This window comes from Massilia sp. Se16.2.3 (assembly GCF_014171595.1).
GTDB lineage: Bacteria > Pseudomonadota > Gammaproteobacteria > Burkholderiales > Burkholderiaceae_D > Telluria.
Genome location: NZ_CP050451.1, coordinates 1,991,392 through 2,014,200, shown reverse-complemented (window position 1 = coordinate 2,014,200; position 22,809 = coordinate 1,991,392). Strand labels below are relative to the sequence as shown.

Genomic DNA, 22,809 nt, shown 5'->3' with positions numbered 1-22,809 from the left:
CGCAATGTTGTGGTGATGGCGCGACATCCACGCGCACCCAGGGCTGGAGCGAGGGCAAGGATACAAATCGTAACCGCATGAGATGGCCGGGACTGCCACAATCCGCACGGCACCACGTTCTATCCAGGTGGGACACCCACCCGGGCTGAGCCTTGCCTCTAGGCCGTCCAGCCCAACACAGCCGTTGCGCCGGGTACAATATCGAAATTCCAGGAGCTCATTCATGAAATTCAAGCAACTCAGCATGACGATCGCGGCACTGTGCGTCGCTGGTACCGCGGCCGCTGCCGCGCCGGCCGGCGCGCCGAAGCTGGGCATCGTCTATGATGCCGGCGGCAAGTTCGACAAATCGTTCAACCAGTCCGCTTTCGAAGGCGCCGAGCGCTTCAAGAAAGAAACGAACATCCCGTACATCGAGGTGCAGGCCAACAGCGATACCCAGGCCGAGCAGGTGATGCGCGGCCTGGCGCGCAAGAAGCTCGACATGATCGCGGCCATCGGTTTCTCGCAGACCCAGGCCGTGGCCAAGGTCGCCAAGGAATTCCCGAAGGTGAAATTTGTCCTGATCGACTCGATCGCGCCTGGCGCGAACGTCAATTCGATCATGTTCAAGGAACAGGAAGGCTCCTACCTGGTCGGCGTTGCCGCCGCCATGGCGTCCAAATCGAAGAAGATCGGTTTCGTCGGCGGCATGGACATCCCGCTGATCCGCGCCTTCGCCTGCGGCTATAGCCAGGGCGCCAAGGCGCAGCAGCCGAAGATCGAGATCATGTCGAACATGGTCGGCACCACCAGCGCCGCCTGGAACGACCCGGCCAAGGGTGGCGAACTGGCACGCCAGCAGTTCGACCGCGGCGCCGACGTCGTCTTCGCCGTGGCCGGCGGTTCGGGCATGGGCGCGCTGCAGATGGCCAAGGAAAAAGGCAAGCTGGCCATCGGCGTCGATTCGAACCAGAACTACCTGCATCCGGGCTCGATGCTGACCTCGATGGTCAAGCGCGTCGACATCGCCATCTACGACTCGTTCATGCAGGTCAAGAACGGCACCTGGAAGGCCGGCACCACCTACAAGGGCCTGAAGGAAGGCGGCGTGGACTGGGTGCTGGACAAGGACAACCGCAAGGTCGTCTCGCCGGAGATGGAGAAGCGCGTCAATGCCGTCAAGGCCGACATCATCAACGGCAAGACCAAGGTTATCGACTACCGCGCAGCGAGCAGCTGCCCGGTCTGAGCCGACTCGGGATTCCATTAGTAATCAAAGCGCGCCGCGCCGGCACTCCCGGCGCGGCGCGCTTTTGAAATGACGATTTATCTTTTCCACTACTGATCGCTATGCAGCCAGCCGTAGAATTTCGCAACATAAGCAAGGCCTTCGGGCCGGTGCAAGCGAACGCTGACGTCAGCTTCTCGATCGCCAAGGGTTCCATCCATGGCGTCATCGGTGAAAACGGCGCCGGCAAATCCACCCTGATGAGCATCCTGTACGGCTACTATCACGCCGACAGTGGCCAGCTCCTGATCGACGGCCAGGCGCGCGCCATCCGCAGCAGCCAGGAAGCGATCAATCTCGGCATCGGCATGGTGCACCAGCACTTCATGCTGGTCGAGAACATGACCGTGCTCGACAACGTGATGCTGGGCGCCGAAGGCGGCTTCAAGCTCGCCAGCAAGCGCGCCGAAGTCGAAGCCACGCTGCGCGAGATCTGCACCCGCTACCGCCTCGACGTCGACCCGCTGGCCACCATCCACGATTTGTCGGTCGGCGCCCAGCAGCGCGTCGAGATCCTCAAGCAGATCTACCGCAGCGCCAACATCCTGATCCTGGACGAGCCGACCGCCGTGCTGACGGCCCAGGAAACGGCCTCGCTGTTCGACATCCTGCGCCTGTTCAAGGAGCAGGGCAAAACCATCATCCTGATCACCCACAAGCTGCAGGAGATCATGGACATCACCGACCAGGTGACGGTGCTGCGCGCCGGCCGCGTGTCGGGCGCCGTGACCACCCGCGAGACCTCGAAAGAGCAGCTGGCCAACATGATGGTCGGCCGCCCGATCGAAGGCAACCTGCCGCGCAAGCCCTTCAATCCGGGCGCACCTGTACTGAACGTGAAAAACCTGCAGCTGAAAGACGCGAACGGCGTCCAGCTGCTGGCCGACATCGACCTCACCGTGCGCAAGGGCGAGATCGTCGCCATTGCCGGCGTGTCCGGCAACGGCCAGAGCGAACTGATGGAAATCCTGGCCGGCATGCGCCTGCCCTCTTCCGGCCAGGTCGAACTCGAAGGCCGTGCCCTGCCCTTCGGCCGCCGCACGAATGCCGACGGTTTGCCCGCCACCTTCCGCAAGCTCGGCATCGGCCACGTCCCGGAAGACCGCCTGCGCGACGGCGTGATCAAGGATTTCTCGGTCATGCAGAACACCGTCTTCGGCTACCAGGACCGCGTGAAGAACCGCTGGGGCCTGTTCGACTTCGGCAAGATCGCCAAGCGCTGTGCCGGCCTGCTGCAGTCTTTCGATGTGCGTCCGAACAATCCGGACCTGCGCATCGGCCTGCTTTCGGGCGGCAACCAACAGAAGGTCGTGATCGCGCGCGAAGTGTCGGCGGCGCCGAAGCTGATGCTGGTCGGCCAGCCAACCCGTGGTGTCGATATCGGCACCATCGAATCGATCCATACCCAGCTGCTGCGCCTGCGCGACGAAGGCGTGGCCATTCTCCTGGTGTCGGTGGAGCTGGAAGAAGTGCGCGCCCTGGCCGACCGTATCGTGGTCATGTCGGGCGGCCGCGTGACCGGCGAACTCAATATCGATGAATTCGACACCACCCGCATCGGCCTGCTGATGGGCGGAATGCACAAGCATTAACACCATGAAAACAACTGAACTTCCACGCTGGGCGACAGGCTTCGTCCTGCCGGTCCTGAACCTGCTGTCGGCGCTGCTGGTCGCCGCGCTCGTCATCCACCTGCTGGGCGAGAGCCCGGTCGAATCGATGAAGATCCTGATCGACTCGGCCGTCGTCAACCCGGAAGGCCTGGGCTACACGCTGTTCTACGCCAGCACCTTCATCTTCACGGGCCTGGCCGTCTCGATCGCCATGAAGGCGGGCCTGTTCAACATCGGTGCCGAAGGCCAGATGTACTTCGGCGGCCTGGGCCTGACCCTGGCCGTGCTGGCTTTCGACGCCACGCTCTCGCCCTGGCTGCTGATCCCGCTGGCGATGCTCGGCAGCGCGGTGTTCGGCGCCCTGTGGGCTTTCCTGCCAGGCTACCTGCAGGCCAAGCGCGGCAGCCATGTGGTGGTCACGACCATCATGTTCAACTTCATCGCCGCCAATCTGATGAACTTCATCATCGTCAAGGCGCTGCTGCCCGAAGGCGAACAGAACCCGGCCAGCCGCGTCTTTACCGATGCCGCCGCCCTGCCGACCCTGAACGCCTGGTTCCCTGTCTTCGGCGATTCGCCGCTGAACATCGGCTTCCCCATCGCGATCCTCGCCCTCGTCATCTATGGCGTGATGGTGTCGCGCTCGAGCTGGGGCTACCAGCTGCGCGCCACCGGCCTGAACCAGCATGCTGCCCACTATGCCGGCGTGCGCATCAGCCGCATGATCATCGTCGCGATGCTGATCTCGGGCGCCCTGGCGGGCCTGGCGGCCGTGAATTCGATCATGGGTTCGACCCACTACCTGAGTTTGAACTTCCCGGCCGGCGCCGGTTTCGTCGGCATTGCGATTGCCCTGATGGGCCGCCAGCACCCGGTCGGCATCTTCCTCTCGTCGGTGCTGTTCGGCGCGCTGATCCAGGGCGGTTTCGACCTGTCGCTGGAAAAGCCGAACATTCCGGTCGAGACCTTCATCTTCATCCAGGGACTGATCATCCTGTTCTGCGGCGCGATGGAAAACTTCTACGCCAAGCCGCTCCTGAAACTGATCAACGCAACACGCAAAGGATAAGCCATGGAGTACTTCGATTTCCCCAGCGCGATCGTCTCGATGATCCGCAGTGCGCCGGTGCTGATGTTCGCCGCCCTGGCCGGCCTGTTCGCCGAGCGCAGCGGCGTCGTCGACCTCGGCCTGGAAGGCAAGATCCTGGCTTCCGCCTTCGTCTCCGCCGCCGTCGGCTACACGACGCAGAACCCATGGCTGGGCGTTGCCGCCGGCGTGGCTGTCTCGGTCGCCATCGCCATGGTGCAGGCCTTCGTGTCGATCACCCAGAAGGGTAACCAGTTAGTCGCCGGCATCGCCATCAACATCGCCATGAGCGGCCTGACCTTTGTCGTCGCCCAGTACATCTTCCAGCAGGGCGGCCGCACGCCAGACCTGGGCGCGGCGCGCCTGTCCGGCATCGAATTCATCGGGACCGAAGCCCTGGCCGACGTGCCTTTCCTCGGCTGGTTCTGGGGCAAGGTGCTGGGCGGCCACTCGGCGCTCGTCTATCTCGCCTTCCTGCTGGTGCCAGTGGTGCACTGGGTGGTGTACCACAGCCGCTTCGGCCTGCGCCTGCGCGCCTGTGGGGAAAACCCGCATGCTGCCGACGCCGCCGGCGTCTCGGTCGAGCGGACGCGCTACCTGGCGATGCTCATCGCCGGCGTGCTGTGCTCGTTCTCGGGCGCCTACCTGTCCATCGTCCAGAGCGGCTTCTTCCTGCGCGACATGTCTGCCGGTGCCGGCTACCTCGCCCTGACCGCCCTGGTGTTCGGCAACTGGCGCCCGCTGCACACGGTGCTCGGCTGCCTGATGTTCGGCTTCTTCACGGCGGTACAGATCCAGCTCGAAGGCAAAGAGTTTCCTGTCATTGGCGCGATCCCCGGTTCGCTGATCCAGATGATCCCGTATGTCGTCACCGTGATCGTGCTCGCGGGCCTGATGGCCAAGTCGGTGGCGCCGAAGGCGGTGGGCAAGCCGTTCGTCAAATCGCGCTGATTCGCTTCGCGCAAAGAGGAAGGCGGCCTGCGGGCCGCCTTTTTTTCGCCATCTCCAACATCACTCCCGCCGCACCGCCGTCCCGCCCGCGTCCAGCTTCTGCAGCGCATGCGCCTTGCCGCTCCTGGCCGCGTGCCAGGCCGGCAGCACGCGGAAGGTCAGCGCCAGGTCGTAGTCGCCCGGGATGCTGCCGGGGTCCATCGGCTCGGTGCCTGGCCGGTTCTGGTACCAGCGCAGCCAGGCCGCCGAGCCGGGCGCAGGCGAATCGAGATAGGGCGCGCCGGCCCTTGCGCCGGCCCCCCCCCGGCCCGACGAGCGGCATCATGAACGAGGCCATGCCCTTGCCGGGATGGGCGGCATTCCACTGCGAAGCGCCGTGGCAACTAAGGCACGAGGAATTGCCGGCCCGGCGCGTCAAGGTCCGCTTGCCCTCGGCTGCCACCGAGATGTCGTTGACGCCGTGATCGTTCGGCCCCGACAGGCGCCCGCCCCAGCCCAGCGTCTCGAGCGCGTACAGGGGCGCCTGCGGGTTGACCCAGGTTTCAAGGAGCGCCGCGCCGGCATTGGCCGCGCTGTCGACCTGCGGATCGTTGCCCCACTGCGCGCCCAGCGGCACCATCTGGTCCCAGACCCCGCGGCTGCCCGGACGGGTGTCGCGGTCGTAGACCGGGTCGTGAACACCCAGCCCGTCTGCGGCGCCGACTGGCTGTCCTTGACGACGATATCGGCCTGCATCAGGTAGGCTGGCGCCGGGGTCGGCCGCCCGAAGTGGCCGGTGGTGGCGTTGGCCGCCATCATGATCGGCCAGGACAGCGCGCCGCGCATCGCCGGCCACGCTTGCGGGCCGGCCGTGGTGAAAGCCAGCTTCACCGTCACCGAGCCGTCCGCATACTGGGTCGCACCGCCGCCCAGCTGCGGCGCCTGCGGGTCGCGCCAGATGCGTCCCAGCGTCTGCGCACCGATGCGGTTGTAATAGGTCACGACGTAGGTGGTGAAGGGTTTGGCGAGGCCGCTCTTCGGAAACAGCGCATTGTCGACCTGCTCGAGCCCGACCAGCATGCCGTGGATGGCCTCGCGCTGGCTGCCGAGCCAGGGATCGTGGTACCAGCCGCGGCTGCCGGCGTCCCAGTCGCCGTCATTGGCCAGCAGCGCCACCATGTCGCGCGCGATGCTGTCTTTCAGCGCCTGGGTGTAGGCGGCGGCATTGCCTGTGCTGATCGGGACGTTGCCGATCGCCGTGCGCCAGGGCATGCGCGGCGCCGGTAGTCCGGACGGATAGGCATGGCTGAGACGAAAGGACGGGCCGCTGTACTGGGAAGGCGGCGGCAGCTGGCCATCGTGGTCGCGAAAAGGATCGGCCGGGGCCGCCATCGCGGTGAGCAGGAACAGGGCACCCGCAATGCCAGGGCAGGCGTGGCGAAACGACATGGACATCTCCTCCGGTGGAGTGCGAAATGCCCATTCTTTGCGCTCGCGCGCCACGGTAGCTTGCGGCGGCGCAAGTGATTGAGATTAAGAAATACGTTCCCGACTGGGAGCGCCCAACAAACCTTCAGGGCAAGGAATGCGGCCGCCCGACGCAGCGGCGAAGACAGTACATCTGTACGGCAAGACGCTGCAACGCAGCTATGGAGGGCACACGCATCGCGTGTGCGGCTTCACCTTTGTCAGGCGCTCTTATTCGCTGGCCAGGGCGGCCGAACGCTTGAACGTCCACGACAGCCCGAAGCCCGCCGACACGCCATTGTCGCGCAAATGCAGCGGACTATTGTCGTTGGCACCGGCGCCGTAGTTCTCGGCGCGCACGAAGCCGTAGGCGCGCAGGTCGCGGTTGATCGCGCGCGCGACAAACAGCCCGGCGCGCACCAGCACCAGGCCGGATTTCGCCTGGTAGGCAGGCCGCGTGGCCGTCGCGTATTCCGGCCGCACTTCATAGAAATAGCGATTGATCTTGCCGTCGCCGACCACCGCGGACAGGTTGGTCTCGAACAGCCACTTGCCGTCCATGCTGCGGCGGTCGTAAGCCAGGCGCGGCTCGAAGGTATAGCCCTGGTGGCGCACACCGCTGCGCACTTCCATCACTGCGCGCAGCGGCAGTTCGGCGCGCAGGCCGCTGTAGCCGTCGAAACGGGCAAGGCGCAGTTTGAGGCGCGGGCCGAACTCGGCCAGCGCGCCCGGGTCCGGCATGCCGGCGCGCGCTTCGACGTCGTCCGACCGGGCCGGCAGCGAGGCCGCCAGGCCGACGTCGAGTTCGGCCGCGTCGGTGCGGAACAGGCGTGCGCCGATGCCGGACTGGTCGGCGCGGAAGATCTTGCCGCGGTAGATCAGCAGCGGCAATCCCAGCGCCCGCGTCTCGCGGTCATCCGCTCCCGGATACGAGGGCGCGCTGACTACGCCGCCGGCCAGGCCCAGCTCCCACAGCGGCTGGGCGGGCACCGCGGCAGGGGCATCGAGCGTGGCGGCATGGGCGGAAGTCGCGAACAGGCAGGCAAGGCCCGCGCAGCGGAGGGGATGGCGATTCATGGGGTATCCGGATGAGGGCGCGGTGCGCCGGGACCGTTATTTTAGCTGCAATACGGCCGCCCCATTGGTGCCGCCCCGAAGCGTCCTGCCGGCACGGGGCGAAAAAAAGGAGCCGGCGGCACGGGGCCGCGGCTCCATCGGGCGAGGAGCGCCCTGCCCCCTCGGACCAGGCGCATCGAGGCTGGTCTTACTTGTAGATCGCCTGCAGCACCTCGGCCAGCTTGTAGCCGCCCTTGATCAGCTGTTCCTTGGCGATTTGCGAGCTCGGCACCGGGTAGTTGGCCGGCACTTCGAGCGTGAAGGTGTAATAGGTCTCGCCCTTGCGGCCGGTCTGCGGCACCAGCTTGCCCGGCACCACGTCGGTAAAGGCCAGCTTCGAGACGGCCAGCGCGTCGTCGGCCCACTGGTAGGGCCAGGTGGCGAGCTCGCCCGTGTTCGGCTTGACGGCAGGCTTGCCGGCAATGGCCGCCTCGGCGAACTGGGCCGGGGTCCTGGTGCGGATGCGGCGGAACGCGTAGTCGACCGTGGTGCTGTCCCAGTACGAGTGGAAGGGCTTGGTCAGCGCCTTCGGCACGCCTTCCTTCACTGGCTTGGCCTCGCCCGGCGGGATCAGGTTCGCGGACAGTTCGGTGATCTTCTGGTCGTCCAGCAGCAGGTTGTTGCCGCCGCGCGAATCGAAGATCGCGACTTCGTCGACTTCGGCATGCGACTTCGGCACCACGAACTTCGCGTCCTTGCTGACAAAGGCTGCGCCCACGTGCAGCGGCTGGTGGATGTCGCCCGTCATGTGGGTCAGCAGGATCAGGGCCTGGCGCTTGGTGAACTTGTGCGGGTTCAGGGCCGGATCGGTTTTCCCCTGCAGCACGGCGATGCACTGCTTCAGGGTCTGGACGATGTCTTCCTCGAAGGTGCCGACGCCGCCTTCATGGTAGTGCTCGAGCTGGAAGGGCACGTCGGTGTAGTGGTAGCTGCCGTGCTTCGGGTTGGCGTTGACATAGTCGACCATCTCCGGCGACTGCGGGCCGCAATAGCTGCCCTTCACGCAGTCGGGCCAGTTGGCGATCGCTTCCAGCGATTCGCCCGGCAGCAGCAGCGCGGCGATCTGCTTCTCGGCGTTGCTGCCTTTCAGCAGTTTATCGGCGATGGCGCCGACGGCGCGGTGGCCGTCGTTGCCCCAGGCCAGGGCGTCGGCCGACAGGAAAGCGCCGGTCAAGGCGAGTACACAAGCGAGTTTTTTCATACGTTCTCCGAAATGGGCGATACAGCAGCAATACGGCGCAGCGGTACGTGTTACTGGCGCACCTTGTCGATGCGTCTTGTCGGGGCGAGCGCCGCATTGGCAGCGCCGGCACCCGGGTTCCTGGCAATATAGTCGCTCAGCGCGTCGAGGTCGACGATCTGCGTTGCGACACGGTTCGTGCCCTTGGCAAATTCCGGGTAGTTGTCGCCGCCTTCGGCGAGGAAGTTGTTGGCCACCACGCGGTAGGTCTTGCCATCCTCGACAGGCTGGCCATTCACCTTCAGGCTGCCCGGCACCAGACGGCTGCCCAGCGGGCGCTTCTCATCCCATGTATACGACAGGGTATGGGAAATCTGTAGCAGGCTCACGCTCGAATTGCTGGGGCGCTGCCATTGCTGCTCGAGCAGGCGGCGCAGCTGGGCACCGGTCAGGTCCATCACGAACAGCGTGTTACCGAAGGGCAGGACGGCCTGGACCTGGCCGAAGGTGGCGGTCAGGTCGGCGCTGGACGCTTCCAGGTCCTTGCGGATGCCGCCATTGTTCATGAAGCCGATCTGGGCGCCAAGGCTGCGCGTGGCCGCCAGCGCGGCGTCGGCGATCAGGTCGCCCAGCGGCGATTCGCCGGAATCGCTGGCCTGGCGCGTTACCAGCGCCGCCCCCAGCTTGCCCACGGGGCGTGCCAGTGCGACGCGGCTGCGTTCCCTGACGCTCGCAAGGTAGGCGGCAACCTTCGGGTCGGCCGGGAACTGAAGCGGGTCCATCACGACGTTGCGCACGTCGATGTCCTGTACGGTGTCGCTGGCGGGGTCGTATTTGACCGCGATGCGCGACAGCAGGTGGCCGGCCGCATCGGCCTGGGTCACGACACGGTCGTCGACCTTGCACAGGTAACCCTGGTGCGAGTGGCCGGTAATGACCAGGCGGTAGGCCGGGTCGAGCTTTTTCACGATGTCGACAACCGGCCCGGTCAGGCCCTGGCAATTCGGCTGGTCGGGTGCGTCCTTGGTGCGGCCGCCTTCGTGGATCAGGACGACCACGACCTGGGCGCCCTCGGCGCGCATCTTCGGCAGCGCGCGGTTGATCGCCTCGGCCTCGTCGATGAAACGCAATCCTGCGATGGCCGAGCTCATGGCGACCGACGCCGTATCCTGCAGCACCGCGCCGACCACGCCGACCTTCACGCCCTTGACCGACTCGATGCGGTAGCCCGGCATGAAAGGCTTGCCCGTGGCGCTGTCGAAGACGTTCGCCGCCAGATAGGGGAAGCGCGCACCACGGAAGTCTGGTGCGAGCTTGCAGGCCTTGCTGGGACGCGGCGAATCGCAGCCGCCGTGCTGCTGGCGCAGCAGTTCCTTGGCGCTGCCGTCGAATTCATGGTTGCCGACCGAGCTCATGCGCAAACCGAGCAGGTTCATCGCTTCGATGCTGGGCTCGTCCGCCCACATCGACGACAGCGCCGGGCTTGCGCCGATCAGGTCGCCGGCGCCGATGAACAGCAGGTCCTTGTCCTCGCGGCGCCAGGCCGACAAGGCGCCGCTGAGCGCTTCGATGCCGCCCGCCTGCAGGATGCGCGTGGTGCCGGTGGCGGCGCTGGTGTACTCGTACTTGCTCGGCTCGAGGTTGCCGTGGAAATCGTTGATCGCGACCAGGTTGAGGGTGACCGGGCCGCGCGGCGTCGTGGCGCAGCCGGCGGCGGCCAGCGCGAGCGCGAGGAAAGACAGACGGGCGCGCAGGCGCGGGGAAGCGATCATGGAATTCCTTTGCTGATGAAGACGGTGCCCGTGTGGGCGACCCGAATTATTGCACGTGGGCCAGCGCGAGACTATCTTTACAAGCCCCGTATTGCCCTCTCACGTAAACGAAAAAACGGCCGGTGTCGCCACCGGCCGTTTTCAGGCTTGCACCTCTGCTGGCGAGCTTAGAACTCGTAGCGTGCGGTGACCTGGAGGGCCCACTGCGATTCGCCTTTGACCTGGCGCACAGTGTAGTCTTCGACGCGGTCACGGACCTGGTAGACGTACTTGCCGTCTTGCATACCAGCGTAGTCAACGAAGTTACGCGAAGCACCACCATTGCTGGCGAAGCTGATCTCGTTGATACGGCCCCACTTCTTGTTCAGCATGTTGCCGACGTTCTGGAAGTCGATCGCAATCGCGCCCTTGTGGCCCTTGAACAGGCCAGGCACTTCCTGAGTGATACGCATGTCGATGCTGTTGGTCCATGGAGCGAACGTGTTGTTGCGATCGACGACCTTGCCGGCCGAGTTACGCAGCGCGTGGTTCGAGTTCACGATGTCCCAGAACTTCTGCTCGTTGGCGTGGTTGGTCGTCGTGTCGCCACGGAAGACGACTTCACCCGAACCGAAGGCCGACGGGATGTACATCAGGTCGTTGCCGTTGACGCCGTCACCGTTCATGTCGTTGTTGAAGGTCCAGCTGTACGGCTTGCCGCTACGGCCTTCATAGAACGCGCCGACGATCGTCTTGTAGGTGCCGAAGAATGCCTTCTCCCAGCTGACCGAGGCGTTGATACGGTCCTTCACCAGGTAAGCCGAGTTCGCTGCGACGTCTTCGTTCGGATCGAAGATGGCGCGGGCGCCGAAGTTCGAGCCCGAAGTCGACGAGCTCAGGTTGCTGACCTCGGTGGCATCGGTGTAGGTGTAGGCAGCGCTCCAGCGCAGGCCGCGCGAACGGCTGTTGGTCAGCTGCAGGGTGGCCAGGTTGCCGCCGCCCTTCTTCGTTTTCGCCACTTCCAGCACGTTGTTGAACGATGCGTTCGACAGCGCGCGTGCGCGGTAGCCGTTGCAGGCGCCACTGGTGTTGAAGGTGATGCTGGTGGTGCCGGTAGCGCAGGCGGCGTTGTAGCCAGGCGCGGTCCAGAACAGCGGACGACCGTCAGGGCCGACGCGGGTAGGATCACCCAGGTTCAGCTGGCGGAAGTAGATGCCCTTGTTGGTGTCCGTGCGCATGTATTCCAGGCTCACGACCATGCCGTACCATGGCAGCTCGTGCTCGAACGCCAGGTTGGCCTTCCACACCGACGGCTGGCTGATGCCGTTCTGCAGGACGTCGACGTTGGCTGCCGGGGTCACGCCGGCCAGGGCACGCTGGGTGTCCGGATTGGCGCTGAAGATCGGGTCGCCGGTGCCTGGGCAGGCGGCGAAGTTACCGGTGCCGCAACCGACGACGCGGGTGGCGATGCCGGCGTTGGCGAACGGGTTGCCCAGCCAGACGTTCAGGGCTGCGCCGCCGAACAGGCCGAAGCCGCCGCGCAGCTGGGTAGCACGCTTGGTGTCGAAACGGTAGTTGAAGCCAACGCGCGGCTGGATCAGGTCGTCGCCGTCGATGGTGGCGGTGTTGTCGACGCCGAAACCGCCGCTGTCGCGGGTGATGAGGCCGGTGGTCGCGTTGACAGAACCGACCACGCGTGCGGCCGCCACGACGTCATTACGCAGCGGACGGTCGTTGGTCGACGCCCTGTCGTAGCGCACGCCGTAGGTCAGCTTCAGTTGCGGGTTGACGCTCCAGGTGTCCTGCAGGAACAGACCGGTGTTGGCCAGGGTCCAGTTCGCGGCGCCCTGTTCCAGCGTGTAGCCGGTAGCAGGCAGCTGCGCCTGGTACGAGCTCGGACGGCCCTGACGGAAGGCTTCCAGCACGCAGGCATCGACCTGTGCGGAGGTCAGGCCGGCGGTGTTGTTGCAGCGGAAGGTATAGGTACCGTTCACGTTCTGCAGGAAGGCGTTGAAGATCTCGTTCTTCGTGTAGTCGGCACCGCCCTTGACTTCGTGGTCGCCATGCAGCCAGGTCGCGCCGGCATAGGCGTCCCAGGTGGTGGTGTCGAGTTCGTTGAACTGGCGGCTCGCTTCGGTACCGAAGTTCAGGAAGCGGTTGGCACCGGAGACGGACGTAGGCGTGCCGGCCGGCAGTGCGCCACCGACTTGCAATGCCATCGACGGCAGGCGCGAGTTGGTGTCGTGGCTCTTGCCCGAATCGCGGCGCGAGAGTTTCACTTCGGTCGAGAAGCTCTGGGTCCAGTCGCTGAACACCTGCGCGACGCTCGACTCGGTGGTCTTCTTCTCGGCGTACAGGTAGGAGGTCAGCGCGATGCCGCTCGACGAATTGCCTGGGAACTGGGGCTCGTTCTGCTTGGTTTTCTGCCAGCGGAAGTTGGCGCGGTGGTTGTCGCTGATGTTCCAGTCGACCTTCAGCAGGCGGTCTTCCACGGTCAGCTCGGCGCCGCCGGGAATGTCCGACGAACCGACGTCCATGCCGTAGGTGTTCTTGGCGATGTCCTGCAGGCCCGAGATGAGGGTCGGGGTGATGCCGATGTTGGTCAGGTTGCTGCCCAGCGGGCCGTAGGTCGGCGACGCCTTCGAGCTGGTCGAATCTTCAGCGCTGACGAACACGAACAGCTTGTCCTGGATCAGCGGGCCGCCCAGGGTCAGGCCGTTGGTCTTTTCCTTGAACGCAGGGGCCTGGTAGTACTCGCCCGAGGTCTCGTTGAAGCGGTCGCCGACCAGGCGGTCGTCACGGTACACGTGGTACACGCTGCCGTGCCAGTCGTTGGTGCCCGACTTGGTGACGGCGTTGATGTTCGCGCCGGTGTAACCCTTCTGGGTCACGTCGTAGTTCGAGATGTTGACCTGCACCGACTGGATCGCATCGATCGAGATCGGCTGCTTGTTGGTCGGCAGGCCGTTCGCTTCCAGGCCGAAGGTGTCGCTGATCGACACGCCGTCGACGGTGATCGAGTTGAAGCGCGAGTTCTGGCCGCCGGCCGAGATCTCGCCGCGTTCCTTGTCGGTCTGCGACAGGCGCGGGTCGTTACGTGCGTAGTCCGACAGGCTGCGGGCGATCGACGCCTGCGCCACCAGTTCGGCGCGGCCGATGCTGGTGCCCGAACCCATGTTGGAGCTGTTGAATTTGTTCGAGACGGTCTGGCCGGTGACTTTCACCACCTGGACATTGCCCAGGGTACCGTCGACGCTGGCGGTTTCGGCCAGGTTGGTGAAGACGTTGTTATACGTCTCAGCAACACCGTCCTTGGTCATCGTGATCGTGTACGGACCGCCGACACGCAGGCCGCGGGCAACGTAACGGCCTTCAGCGTCGGTCGTGACCGTGCTGACAGAACCCGACTCGGCGTGGCGAATGGTAACCTGTGCACCTGCTACCGGCTTGCCGTCCGCGCCTGCAACGCGACCGCCGATGGCGGAGGTGGTGTTCTGTGCGAAAGCCGGCGACGCCGACAGTGCAATCGACAAAGCCAGCGCCAGCTTGGTCAGCCGGATCTGTTTTTGAGTGATCATTGTTAAAACCCCAAAATAGACTGAATAGTTATTGGTCGCCCCGAAGGGTTCCCCTCTTTACAAGTACTGCAACCCTGGTTGCTGGTTCGCCCAGTCACTGCGAACACGCGGCGTACAGCTGGCCTTCGGTGGGACCGGGCAATTGTAAACAGGAAATATTTCGATCCGGTTACAACGCGCCCTTGAAAAAACTTCAAGCATATTTACTAACAACAACAAATATGCATGAGTGTCCCGACCGAGACAAATACGTTTTTGCTTGGCCATTTATAGGTCCAGGCTCTTAATCACCCAAAAAACGTGCTTTCGACCCGCCGCGCTGGGGTTTCCCCGAGCAATTCAACAAGGCGCGATTATAAGGTGTGCATTCTTTGCTGAAATATTTTGAGAATTTTTTTCGGCAATCCCCCCTGCATGAGGGGGGTTTTGTGGCGACTTGACCACAAACGTTAGCATCGAACCAACATTTGTCTGCCTGTTTATCGTGCAAGGCCGGGTGCACTTGCAAAAACGGCAGCGTTGCGCTGCCGTTAAGGAATAGCGGGAATCCTCCTCGCGGAGGCGGATCCCGTCTGTTGTTTTATGTCCCCGGTGTCGCTTATTTGTGACGGTTTTGCGTCGTCTTTGGCGCCTCCATGCGCACCGCGTTCTTTGCCAGGCCGGCAATTTCCGCTTCGAAGCTGGCAAAGCGCGCATCGAGCTGGCGCGTCAGGCGGGCCTTCTCGGGCGCCGGCAGGAAGGCGTAGCGCACGCTGTTGTAGGAAGCCTTCTTCAGTTCCGCGTAGTCGGGCTTGTAGCGGCTGGCAAAGAGCACGTATTCCTGCGACAGCGTGTGGCGCGTCACGCCGGCGTCGTCCGTTGAAATCACGTAAGGCACGCCGTACTTGCGGTAGAGCGTGATCGGGTGATTCGCGCCTTCGATGCCGCTGATGAAAGCGTTCGAAGTCAGGTTGATCTCGACCGGCACATCGTCCTGGCGCATCTTGCGCATGATTCCCACCGCATTGGCCTCGTGCGCCAGGTCGATGCCGTGGCCGATGCGGTCCGCCTTCGCCACCACGAGCGCCTGGTCGATATGGAATTTCAGGCCCTCCGGCGGCACATCGCCCAGCGCCAGCTCGCCGGCGTGCATGGCCACCTTCACGTCCGGATACACGGACTTCAGGAAACGGAACATCTTCATGTGCAGCGCGTAGTCGCGCATCGACACCATCGTGCTCTCCTGCCCGACGATGTTCACGCCCACCACCTTGCCGCCGCTGGACGCGGACTTGAAGGCCGACACCATCGACGAGAACACCTGCGACGGGCCCAGGAGGCGCAGCACATAGGTCTGGTAGCGCATGGTGAAGCGCTCGTCGTCGATGCCTTCGGCGGCTTCGTTGATCTTCGCAACGAAGTCGGCGATGTTCTTCGCGAAGACCGGGTCGCGCTCGAGCGCCTCATGGGCGCGGCGCAGCTCCGCATCGAGCGCGGCGTCGTCGTTCGCCAACTGCCAGGCGCGCGTATCGAACTCCGGATTGCTGACTGTCGGCGACATCTTGAACATGGTCTCGATGTAGCTGACGTTCTCCGCGATCGCGCGCTTCTTCAGCTCCTGCAGCCCTTCCTTGAAGTTCGCATTCGACACCGGGCCGAAGTAGCCGAAGGTCTGGAAGAAGGCGCGGTCCGGCGGCGGGTTCAGGGCGCCATGGTTGGCGAAGTCCTTGGTCGACCAGCGCTGGGCCAGTTCGCGCCAGGTGTGGTCGTCCGCATAGACCTCGGCGCTCGACAGGCAGTTGCGCTCCCTGGCCGGCTTGGCACGTTCAAGCGCGATGGCCGCCTTGTCGGTTTCGATGCGGTAGGTCCCCTTGTTCACGCACAGGCCCTGTTTATCCAGGAAGTCGAGGTACTGCTCGACGTAGATCGAACCCGAGTAATGGTGGTGCAGGTCGCCGCCCTTGGGCATCTGCGTGAAGAACAGGGTCAGCTCGGACAGCTTCGGTTCGCTGCCGGCGATGAGCGAGGCGTAGTGGCGGGCGGTGGCCGCTTCGTTGGCCTGGCGCGTGGCGGTGGACGGTTCCTTGGCCAGCGCGGGGGCGGCGGACATCGCCAGGGCGATCAGCAGGCTGGTGCCGGGTTTGATCTGCATGAGGGACTCTCGTGTTGGGTTGAATTGGCCGCGCAACTTTAACGGCTTCGTTCAATGTTGGCAATGCGGGGAGGCTGGCGCATGTGGGGCTGTTGCCTGTGGCTCTAGTGGTGCGCACTATCCGCGTGGGCACGGGGTGCCCACCCTACGGGAGGCGCCGCAAGTCGAAAAGGGTCACAGAGGCCGCAGGCCGAACCTGCGGCGCAATCCGTAGGGTGGGCGGGGCCGCCGAGGCACTCCGTGCCCACGCGGATCAAAGGGACCGATAACGGATCAGGCAACAGCCCCACGACCGTCGACACCCCGCTCGTGCACCTTCGCACCCGCCGCATAGGTCGCGCGGATCGCCCGGTCGTCGCCCAGCAGCGCCAGCGCGAACAGTTGCTCTTCCAGCGTATTGCAATGGCTGCTGCGGCGCGCCAGCAGCGGCGTCGCTTTCGGGTCGAGCACGATGAAGTCGGCTTCGGCACCCACGGTAAAGCTGCCGATCGTCCCTTCCAGGTCCATCGCGCGCGCCGCGCCCAGCGTGGCGAGATAGAACATGCGCAGGGCCGGCAGGTAGCTGCCCTTCAGGCGCGCGACCTTGTAGGCTTCGTTCATCGTCTGCAGCATCGAGAACGAGGTGCCGGCACCGACGTCGGTGCCGAGCGTGACCTGCACACCCGCGCCGTCGGCCTTCTCGAAATCGAACAGGCCGCTGCCGAGGAACAAATTCGAGGTCGGGCACACCGAGGCGCTTGACCCCGTCGCTGCCATGCGCGCGAAATCCTCGTCGTCGAGCCAGATGCAGTGGCCGAACAACGCGCGCGGGCGCATCAGGCCATAGTCGTCGTAGACGCCCAGGTAGCTGCGCGAATGCGGATACAGCTCGCGCACCCAGCTGCACTCGTCCTTGTTTTCCGAGACGTGGGTCTGGATGAAGGTGTCCGGATACGCCTTGACCAGTTCCGCAATCGCGCCCAGCTGGGCATCGCTGGACGTCGGCGCGAAGCGCGGCGTGATCGCGTACAGCGAGCGCGCGTGCTTGTGCCACTTGCGGATCAGGTCTTCGCTCTCGCCGATGCCCCCTTCCGGGTCACGCAGGAAGTCCGGGCAGTTGCGGTCCATCAGCACCTTGCCGGCCACCATGCGCAGGTTGCGCGCTTCGCTCGCCTCGAAAAAGGCGTCGACCGACTCGCGGTGCACGGTGCAGTAGACCACCGCCGTGGTGGTGCCGCAGCGGGTGAGTTCGTCGAGGAAGAACTCGGCCGTCTGGCGCGCATGCGCCGGGTCGCCGAACTGGCGCTCGGTCGGGAAAGTGTAGGTCTCGAGCCAGGGCAACAGGCCCGGGGCTGGCGAGGCGATCATGTCCGTCTGCGGATAATGCAGGTGGGTGTCGATGAAGCCGGGCGTGATGATCTGGCCGCGGTAGTCGAGCGGCGTCACATCAGCCGGCAGCGTGGCCGCCAGCGCCGCGTAATCGCCGGCCGCCTTGACACGGCCGTCTTCGATGACGAGCAGGCCATCCTCGTGCCAGGAATACGCATCCTCGGCAAAGGCGGGGTCGGCGCGAAAATGCAGCAAGCTCGCTCGGTAGGCTTGCACGGTAGTGAATGCGGTGGACATCAGGTGGATTCCGAAGAAACTTGGGAGTGGCTGGTGGCCTCGTTGGCCTCCCAGACGGTGAGCAGCTGCGCCGCGCATGAAGCGGCGATCACGGCCGGGGCCTTGCCGGTAATGCCGGGCAGGCCGATGGGGCAGACCATGGCATCGATGCGCCTGTCGTCGACGCCGCGTTCGCGCAGGCGGTGTTCGAACTGGCGGCGTTTCGTGTTCGAGCCGATCAGGCCGAACCAGTCGGCACGGGTCGAGTCTGCGATCGTGCCGGGGCGCGACAGTATCGCGATTGTAAGGCGCAGGTCAAGTGCGTGGCTATGGGTCATGACGAGGAAGCTGGTGCCGCCTGGTGCGGCTTCCACCAGCGCCTCGGGCGTATCGGTGGCCTCGACGGTGACGTTGGGCGGCACAACGGCCGGGAACAGCTCCTCGCGCTCGTCGACCCGGGTGACGCGGCAGGGCAAGTCGGCCAGCGCGCGCACCAGCGCGGCACCGACGTGGCCGGCGCCGAAGAGCATCAGGTGGGCGCGCGGGGCCGATACGAGGTCGGCCAGCCAGCGGTGGCCGGTTTCGTCGTCGAACACATGCGTGCCGCGGGTGCGGTCGAAGGCGGGGACGGCGGCGCCGGCGATGTGTTTGCCGTTTGCGTCGAACAGGGCCCACGTCGGGGATGCCGCGGCCTGTGACGCTCCCGCAGGGTTGGCGGCTCGGCCGCCTACGCGTTCAACAGACGCCAGTGCATTCGCGACATGGTGCCCGGATGGCGTTGGCACCAGTCCGGCCTCGCGCAATGGCGCAACAAGGCGGGCACCGGTTGGACGCGTCGGCGGCGAAGCCGCCAACCCTACGCGCCGGTATCCTCGTTGCGGCGCATATTGAGCAACACCATCTGCTCGCGGTCAACGACCTCGAACACCAGATGCGCCACCCCGCCACAACACTGTCCCAGGCTCGGTCCCAACGCGAAGCGCTCCAGCGTCGGCGCGGCTGCACCCTCGGCCAGCATCCCGCGCGCGATTTCGATCGCACGCAGCTCCAGGTGCCCGCCGCCGATCGTCCCCGCGAAACCGTCACGGGTAACGAGCATCTTCGCCCCCGGCTCGCGCGGCACGGAGCCTTCGGCGATGGCGACCGTGACCAGCACGGCCGGCGCGTTCAGCGCGGCAGTGAGCCAGTCGTCCATCACGCGCGGTCGGAAACGGCGGCTTCGACGGCAGCGATGGCGTCCAGGATTTCCTCGCTCGTCGCCGGCGCGTTCAGGGGTGGGCTGATTCTGTGCCCGCCCACGCTCGACACCGCATCGCGGATGGCGAAGAACACCGAGAACGGCAGCAGCAGCGGCGGCTCGCCCACGGCTTTCGAGCGGTGGATGCTGTCCTCGACGTTGCGGTTCTCGAACAGGCGCACGCGGAAGTCCTGCGGGCAGTCCGACACGCCCGGGATTTTATACGTCGACGGTGCATGCGTCATGAGTTTACCGCCCGGGTTCCACCAGAGTTCCTCGGTGGTAAGCCAGCCCATTCCCTGGATGAAGGCGCCTTCGACCTGGCCGATGTCGATGGCCGGGTTGAGCGAGTTGCCCGCATCGTAGAGCGCATCGGCGCGTAGCAGCTTCCATTCGCCGGTCAGGGTGTCGACCACCACTTCGGCCACGGCCGCGCCGTAGGCGAAGTAGGAGAACGGCCGGCCGTTCATGGTCTTGGCGTCCCAGGACAGGTTCGGCGTGGCATAGAAGCCGTCCGACCACAGCTGCACGCGCGCCAGGTAGGCCTTTTGCACCAGTTGGGGGAACGGCACTTCCATGCCGTTGACGAACACCGTGTCGGCTGCGAAGCGCACCTCGCCCGGCTCGCCGCCATAGGTGGTGGCGGCAAAAGCGGCGAGGCGCTCCTTGATCTGGCGCGCCGCGTCCTGCGCCGCCTTGCCGTTCAAATCGGCACCGGTCGAGGCGGCGGTGGCCGAGGTATTCGCGACCTTGCTGGTATTCGTGGCGGTGGCGCGGACATGGTCCATGTCCACGCCCAGTTCGTGGGCGACGACCTGCATCACCTTCGTATTGATGCCCTGTCCCATCTCGGTGCCGCCATGGTTGACCATGATGGAACCGTCGACATACACGTGCACCAGCGCGCCCGCCTGGTTCAGGTGGGTGACGTTGAAGGCGATGCCGAATTTCACGGGCGTCAATGCCAGGCCTTTTTTCAGCACCGGGCTGGCGGCGTTGTAGGCATTGATCGCCTCGCGGCGCGCGCGGTATTCGCTGGACGTCTCGAGCTCGGCCACCAGTTCGTGGATGACATTATCGACCACGGCCTGGCCGTAAGGCGTGATGTTGCGATCGGTTTTGCCGTAGAAGTTGCGCTTGCGGATGTCGAGGGCGTCGACCTGCAGGTCGCGCGCGATGTCGTCGATCACGTATTCCATTGCGATCGCGCCCTGCGGGCCGCCGAAGCCGCGGAAGGCCGTGTTCGACTGGGTATTGGTCTTGCCGCAGGCGGCGCGGATCTCGACGTCCGACAGATAATAAGCGTTGTCGTAGTGGCAGACGGCGCGCGTGGCGACCGGGCCCGACAAGTCGGCCGAATAGCCGGCGCGCGAGACCATGTCCACCTTCGCCGCCAGGATGCGGCCGCTGTCGTCGTAGCCGACTTCGTATTCGTAATAGAAGCAGTGGCGCTTGCCGGTGACGAGCATGTCGTCGTCGCGGTCGGCACGCAGTTTGACGGGGCGCTTGAGTTTATGCGCCGAGATCGCGGCGGCCGCCGCCCACAGGGCCGACTGCGATTCCTTGCCGCCGAAGCCGCCACCCATGCGCCGGCATTCGACCACGACATGGTGCGAATGCAGGCCGAGCGCGTGCGCGACCACGTGCTGCATCTCGCTCGGGTGCTGGGTCGAGCACTGCACCAGCATGCCCTTGTCTTCGCCGGGAATCGCGTAGGCGATCTGCCCTTCCAGGTAGAACTGCTCCTGGCCGCCGACGAAGAGCTTGCCGCTCACTTTACGCGGGGCTTGTGCGAAGGCGGCTTCGGCGTCGCCGCGCGCCAGGCGCATCGGCGGCACCACATAGGATTTGGCGGCGTGGGCTTCCTGGGGCGTGAGGATGGCCGGCAGCTCCTCAAAGTCGATCTGCGCCAGGCGCGCCGCGCGGCGGGCGTTGTCGTGGGTGTCGGCGACAACGATGAAGACCGGCTGGCCGACGTATTCGACCTTGCCATCGGCCAGGATCGGGTCGTCATGAATGATCGGGCCGCAATCGTTGGTGCCCGGGATGTCCTTCACCGTCAACACGGCGACCACGCCGCGCGCGGCCCGCACCTTGTCGAGGTTGATCGCGAGGATGTTGGCGTGGGCCTTGCTGGACAGGCCGAGCGCCGCGTGCAGCGTGCCCGCGGTCTCGAGAATGTCGTCGGTGTAGGTGGCCTGGCCGAGGACGTGCAAGACCGCGGATTCGTGCGGCCGCGAGCGGCCGACCGCGCTCCACGCCGCCGCTTTCAATGCTGGTGCGCCTGCGTCGTTCATGGTGATCTCCTTACGCGGCGGTTGCCGAAACTGCGAATGCGTTGACTGCGCCCGGCGGCAGCGGATTGTCGAGACGGGTTTCAAACCAGAAGCGCTTGAGCAGGTTCTGGGCCGTCTTCATGCGGTAATTGCTGGACGCACGCATGTCCGACAGCGGCGCATAATCCTGCGCCAGCGCGGCCATGGCTTCCTCCATTGCGGCTTCGTCCCAGGCACGTCCACGCACCACGGCTTCGGCAGCGGCGGCGCGCTTGGGCGTGGCCGCCATGCCGCCGTAGGCGATGCGTGCGTCCTTGACGATATCGCCGTCGAAGGCAAGTGCAAAGGCCGCGCACACGGCCGAGATGTCCTGGTCGAAGCGTTTCGCCAGCTTGTAGGTGCGGAACCGGACATTCGCACGCGGCAGCGGCACGCGCAGGCCAGCCACGAATTCATCCGCCCGCAGGTCCTTCTGCTGGTAGCCGAGGTAAAAATCTTCCAGCGCCAGCGCGCGCTCGCCGCCAGGCCCGCGCAGCACCGTGGCGCGCACCCGGGGCGATCAGCCAGGGCATCGAGTCGCCGATGGGCGAGCCGTTGGCGACATTGCCCCCCAGGGTGCCGGCATTGCGGATCGGCAGCGAGGCGAAGCGCTGCCAGAGTTCCTTCAGTTCGTCCGGATAGTGGCGGCCGAGTGCCGCGTAGGCATCCTGCAGCGTGACGCCGGCGCCGATTTCCAGCATGGCATCAAGCTCGCGCACGGATTTCAGTTCGCTCACATGGCCGAGGTAGATGATGTCGTTCAGCTCGCGCATCTGCTTGGTGACCCACAGGCCGACATCGGTCGAGCCGGCAAGGAGCAATGCCTGCGGATGGGCGGCGCGCAGCGCCACCAGTTCGTCCAGCGTGCGCGGCGAGTAAAAGCTGCGGCCCTCAAAGACATACGTCGCGCCGGCGTCGCGCTGCAGGGCGCGCAGCTGCCCGGCCACAAGCCCACGGTCGAATTGCGCGCGCGGCAGTTCGACCATCCGGCCTGCCGCCTCGATGATCGGCCGGTAGCCGGTACAGCGGCACAGGTTGCCCGACAGCGCATCGTCGATCTGGCAACGGCTCGGTGCCTGCCCTTCCGCCTTCAGGTACATGCCCCACAGCGACATCGCAAAGCCCGGCGTGCAGAAGCCGCACTGCGAGCCGTGGCATTCGACCAGGGCCTGCTGGACCGGATGCAGGCGCCCGTCCGGCAACTGCAGGTCTTCGACGGTGAACAGCGCCTTGCCGTCGAGCGTGGGCGTGAACTGGATGCAGGAATTGACCGCTTTCAGTTCGAGTTCGCCGTTCTCGAGCGAACCGACCACCACCGTGCAGGCGCCGCAATCGCCTTCGGCGCAGCCTTCCTTCGTACCGGTGCAGCGCAGGTCCTCCCGCAGGTGCTGCAGGATGGTTTGCGTGGGTGCCACGTCGGTCACTTCGTGGACGGCGTTGCGGAAATAAAAACGAATCGGTTCAGCCATGCTTGTCTCGGATTGGTCCAGCATGAAGAGTACCCGATCGGAGCCCGCTCCTACTATGGCATTAATCAGATATCGCTTATC

Annotated in this window: 13 protein-coding genes and 2 pseudogenes; 4 read left to right on the top strand and 11 right to left on the bottom strand. The window is 65.1% G+C overall.

Annotation, left to right across the window (positions count from 1 at the left end):
- Nucleotides 1-223 precede the first annotated feature (223 nt).
- The 4 genes from G4G31_RS09310 to G4G31_RS09295 all read left to right on the top strand — a co-directional run bounded on the left by G4G31_RS09310 (nucleotide 224) and on the right by G4G31_RS09295 (nucleotide 4,921).
- Entirely contained in the window at nucleotides 224-1,231 is a 1,008-nt protein-coding gene (locus G4G31_RS09310) for a BMP family protein (RefSeq protein WP_182991191.1), read from the top strand.
- 101 nt (nucleotides 1,232-1,332) lie between these two features.
- On the top strand, nucleotides 1,333-2,862 hold the full coding sequence (locus G4G31_RS09305; protein WP_182991190.1) for an ABC transporter ATP-binding protein: 1,530 nt from the start codon (nucleotides 1,333-1,335) through the stop codon (nucleotides 2,860-2,862).
- Between the two features lie 4 nt (nucleotides 2,863-2,866).
- Nucleotides 2,867-3,952 carry an ABC transporter permease gene (locus G4G31_RS09300; protein ID WP_182991189.1) on the top strand — a complete coding sequence of 362 codons (1,086 nt, stop codon included), beginning with the start codon at nucleotides 2,867-2,869 and terminating at the stop codon, nucleotides 3,950-3,952.
- A gap of 3 nt (nucleotides 3,953-3,955) precedes the next feature.
- Nucleotides 3,956-4,921: an ABC transporter permease gene (locus G4G31_RS09295; RefSeq protein ID WP_182991188.1), complete on the top strand. Its 966-nt coding sequence runs from the start codon at nucleotides 3,956-3,958 to the stop codon at nucleotides 4,919-4,921.
- 60 nt (nucleotides 4,922-4,981) lie between these two features.
- Here the strand turns inward: G4G31_RS09295 and G4G31_RS09290 are convergent, their stop codons facing one another.
- The 11 genes and pseudogenes from G4G31_RS09290 to xdhA all read right to left on the bottom strand — a co-directional run bounded on the left by G4G31_RS09290 (nucleotide 4,982) and on the right by xdhA (nucleotide 22,728).
- Nucleotides 4,982-5,122, bottom strand: coding sequence for a hypothetical protein (locus G4G31_RS09290; RefSeq protein WP_182991187.1), 141 nt, complete (start codon nucleotides 5,120-5,122; stop codon nucleotides 4,982-4,984).
- A 213-nt stretch (nucleotides 5,123-5,335) separates the two neighbouring features.
- Complete coding sequence (locus G4G31_RS09285) at nucleotides 5,336-6,349, bottom strand: hypothetical protein (protein WP_182991186.1); 1,014 nt, start codon at nucleotides 6,347-6,349, stop codon at nucleotides 5,336-5,338.
- Nucleotides 6,350-6,598: 249 nt separating this feature from the next.
- Nucleotides 6,599-7,444 (bottom strand): MipA/OmpV family protein, encoded by an 846-nt coding sequence (locus G4G31_RS09280; RefSeq protein WP_182991185.1) that lies wholly within the window; start codon nucleotides 7,442-7,444, stop codon nucleotides 6,599-6,601.
- 187 nt (nucleotides 7,445-7,631) lie between these two features.
- Complete coding sequence (locus G4G31_RS09275; RefSeq protein ID WP_182991184.1) at nucleotides 7,632-8,684, bottom strand: S1/P1 nuclease; 1,053 nt, start codon at nucleotides 8,682-8,684, stop codon at nucleotides 7,632-7,634.
- A gap of 50 nt (nucleotides 8,685-8,734) precedes the next feature.
- Entirely contained in the window at nucleotides 8,735-10,435 is a 1,701-nt protein-coding gene (locus G4G31_RS09270; protein ID WP_182991183.1) for a bifunctional UDP-sugar hydrolase/5'-nucleotidase, read from the bottom strand.
- A gap of 167 nt (nucleotides 10,436-10,602) precedes the next feature.
- Nucleotides 10,603-13,992, bottom strand: a complete 3,390-nt coding sequence (locus tag G4G31_RS09265; RefSeq protein WP_182991182.1) for a TonB-dependent receptor — start codon at nucleotides 13,990-13,992, stop codon at nucleotides 10,603-10,605.
- A gap of 598 nt (nucleotides 13,993-14,590) precedes the next feature.
- The gene (locus G4G31_RS09260) at nucleotides 14,591-16,123 is read right to left on the bottom strand and encodes an adenosine deaminase (RefSeq protein ID WP_182991181.1); all 1,533 of its coding nucleotides are present in this window, start codon (nucleotides 16,121-16,123) and stop codon (nucleotides 14,591-14,593) included.
- 273 nt (nucleotides 16,124-16,396) lie between these two features.
- Complete coding sequence (gene guaD, locus G4G31_RS09255) at nucleotides 16,397-17,728, bottom strand: guanine deaminase (protein WP_182991180.1); 1,332 nt, start codon at nucleotides 17,726-17,728, stop codon at nucleotides 16,397-16,399.
- A pseudogene (gene xdhC / locus G4G31_RS29005) lies at nucleotides 17,728-18,902 on the bottom strand (xanthine dehydrogenase accessory protein XdhC). Before xdhC ends, guaD begins: the two are co-directional and overlap by 1 nt.
- Nucleotides 18,902-21,241, bottom strand: a complete 2,340-nt coding sequence (gene xdhB / locus G4G31_RS09240; RefSeq protein WP_182991177.1) for a xanthine dehydrogenase molybdopterin binding subunit — start codon at nucleotides 21,239-21,241, stop codon at nucleotides 18,902-18,904. Before xdhB ends, xdhC begins: the two are co-directional and overlap by 1 nt.
- 10 nt (nucleotides 21,242-21,251) lie before the next feature.
- Nucleotides 21,252-22,728: pseudogene (gene xdhA / locus G4G31_RS09235) on the bottom strand (xanthine dehydrogenase small subunit).
- Nucleotides 22,729-22,809: the final 81 nt, after the last annotated feature.

Excerpts from the sequence above, each read along its gene's own strand:
- guaD (WP_182991180.1), bottom strand. The coding sequence starts at position 17,728 with ATGTCCACCGCATTCACTACCGTGCAAGCCTACCGAGCGAGCTTGCTG.
- G4G31_RS09295 (WP_182991188.1), top strand. The coding sequence starts at position 3,956 with ATGGAGTACTTCGATTTCCCCAGCGCGATCGTCTCGATGATCCGCAGT.
- G4G31_RS09285 (WP_182991186.1), bottom strand. The coding sequence starts at position 6,349 with ATGTCGTTTCGCCACGCCTGCCCTGGCATTGCGGGTGCCCTGTTCCTG.
- G4G31_RS09290 (WP_182991187.1), bottom strand. The coding sequence starts at position 5,122 with ATGGACCCCGGCAGCATCCCGGGCGACTACGACCTGGCGCTGACCTTC.
- xdhB (WP_182991177.1), bottom strand. The coding sequence starts at position 21,241 with ATGAACGACGCAGGCGCACCAGCATTGAAAGCGGCGGCGTGGAGCGCG.
- G4G31_RS09305 (WP_182991190.1), top strand. The coding sequence starts at position 1,333 with ATGCAGCCAGCCGTAGAATTTCGCAACATAAGCAAGGCCTTCGGGCCG.
- G4G31_RS09300 (WP_182991189.1), top strand. The coding sequence starts at position 2,867 with ATGAAAACAACTGAACTTCCACGCTGGGCGACAGGCTTCGTCCTGCCG.
- G4G31_RS09310 (WP_182991191.1), top strand. The coding sequence starts at position 224 with ATGAAATTCAAGCAACTCAGCATGACGATCGCGGCACTGTGCGTCGCT.
- G4G31_RS09260 (WP_182991181.1), bottom strand. The coding sequence starts at position 16,123 with ATGCAGATCAAACCCGGCACCAGCCTGCTGATCGCCCTGGCGATGTCC.
- G4G31_RS09275 (WP_182991184.1), bottom strand. The coding sequence starts at position 8,684 with ATGAAAAAACTCGCTTGTGTACTCGCCTTGACCGGCGCTTTCCTGTCG.
- G4G31_RS09265 (WP_182991182.1), bottom strand. The coding sequence starts at position 13,992 with ATGATCACTCAAAAACAGATCCGGCTGACCAAGCTGGCGCTGGCTTTG.
- G4G31_RS09280 (WP_182991185.1), bottom strand. The coding sequence starts at position 7,444 with ATGAATCGCCATCCCCTCCGCTGCGCGGGCCTTGCCTGCCTGTTCGCG.
- G4G31_RS09270 (WP_182991183.1), bottom strand. The coding sequence starts at position 10,435 with ATGATCGCTTCCCCGCGCCTGCGCGCCCGTCTGTCTTTCCTCGCGCTC.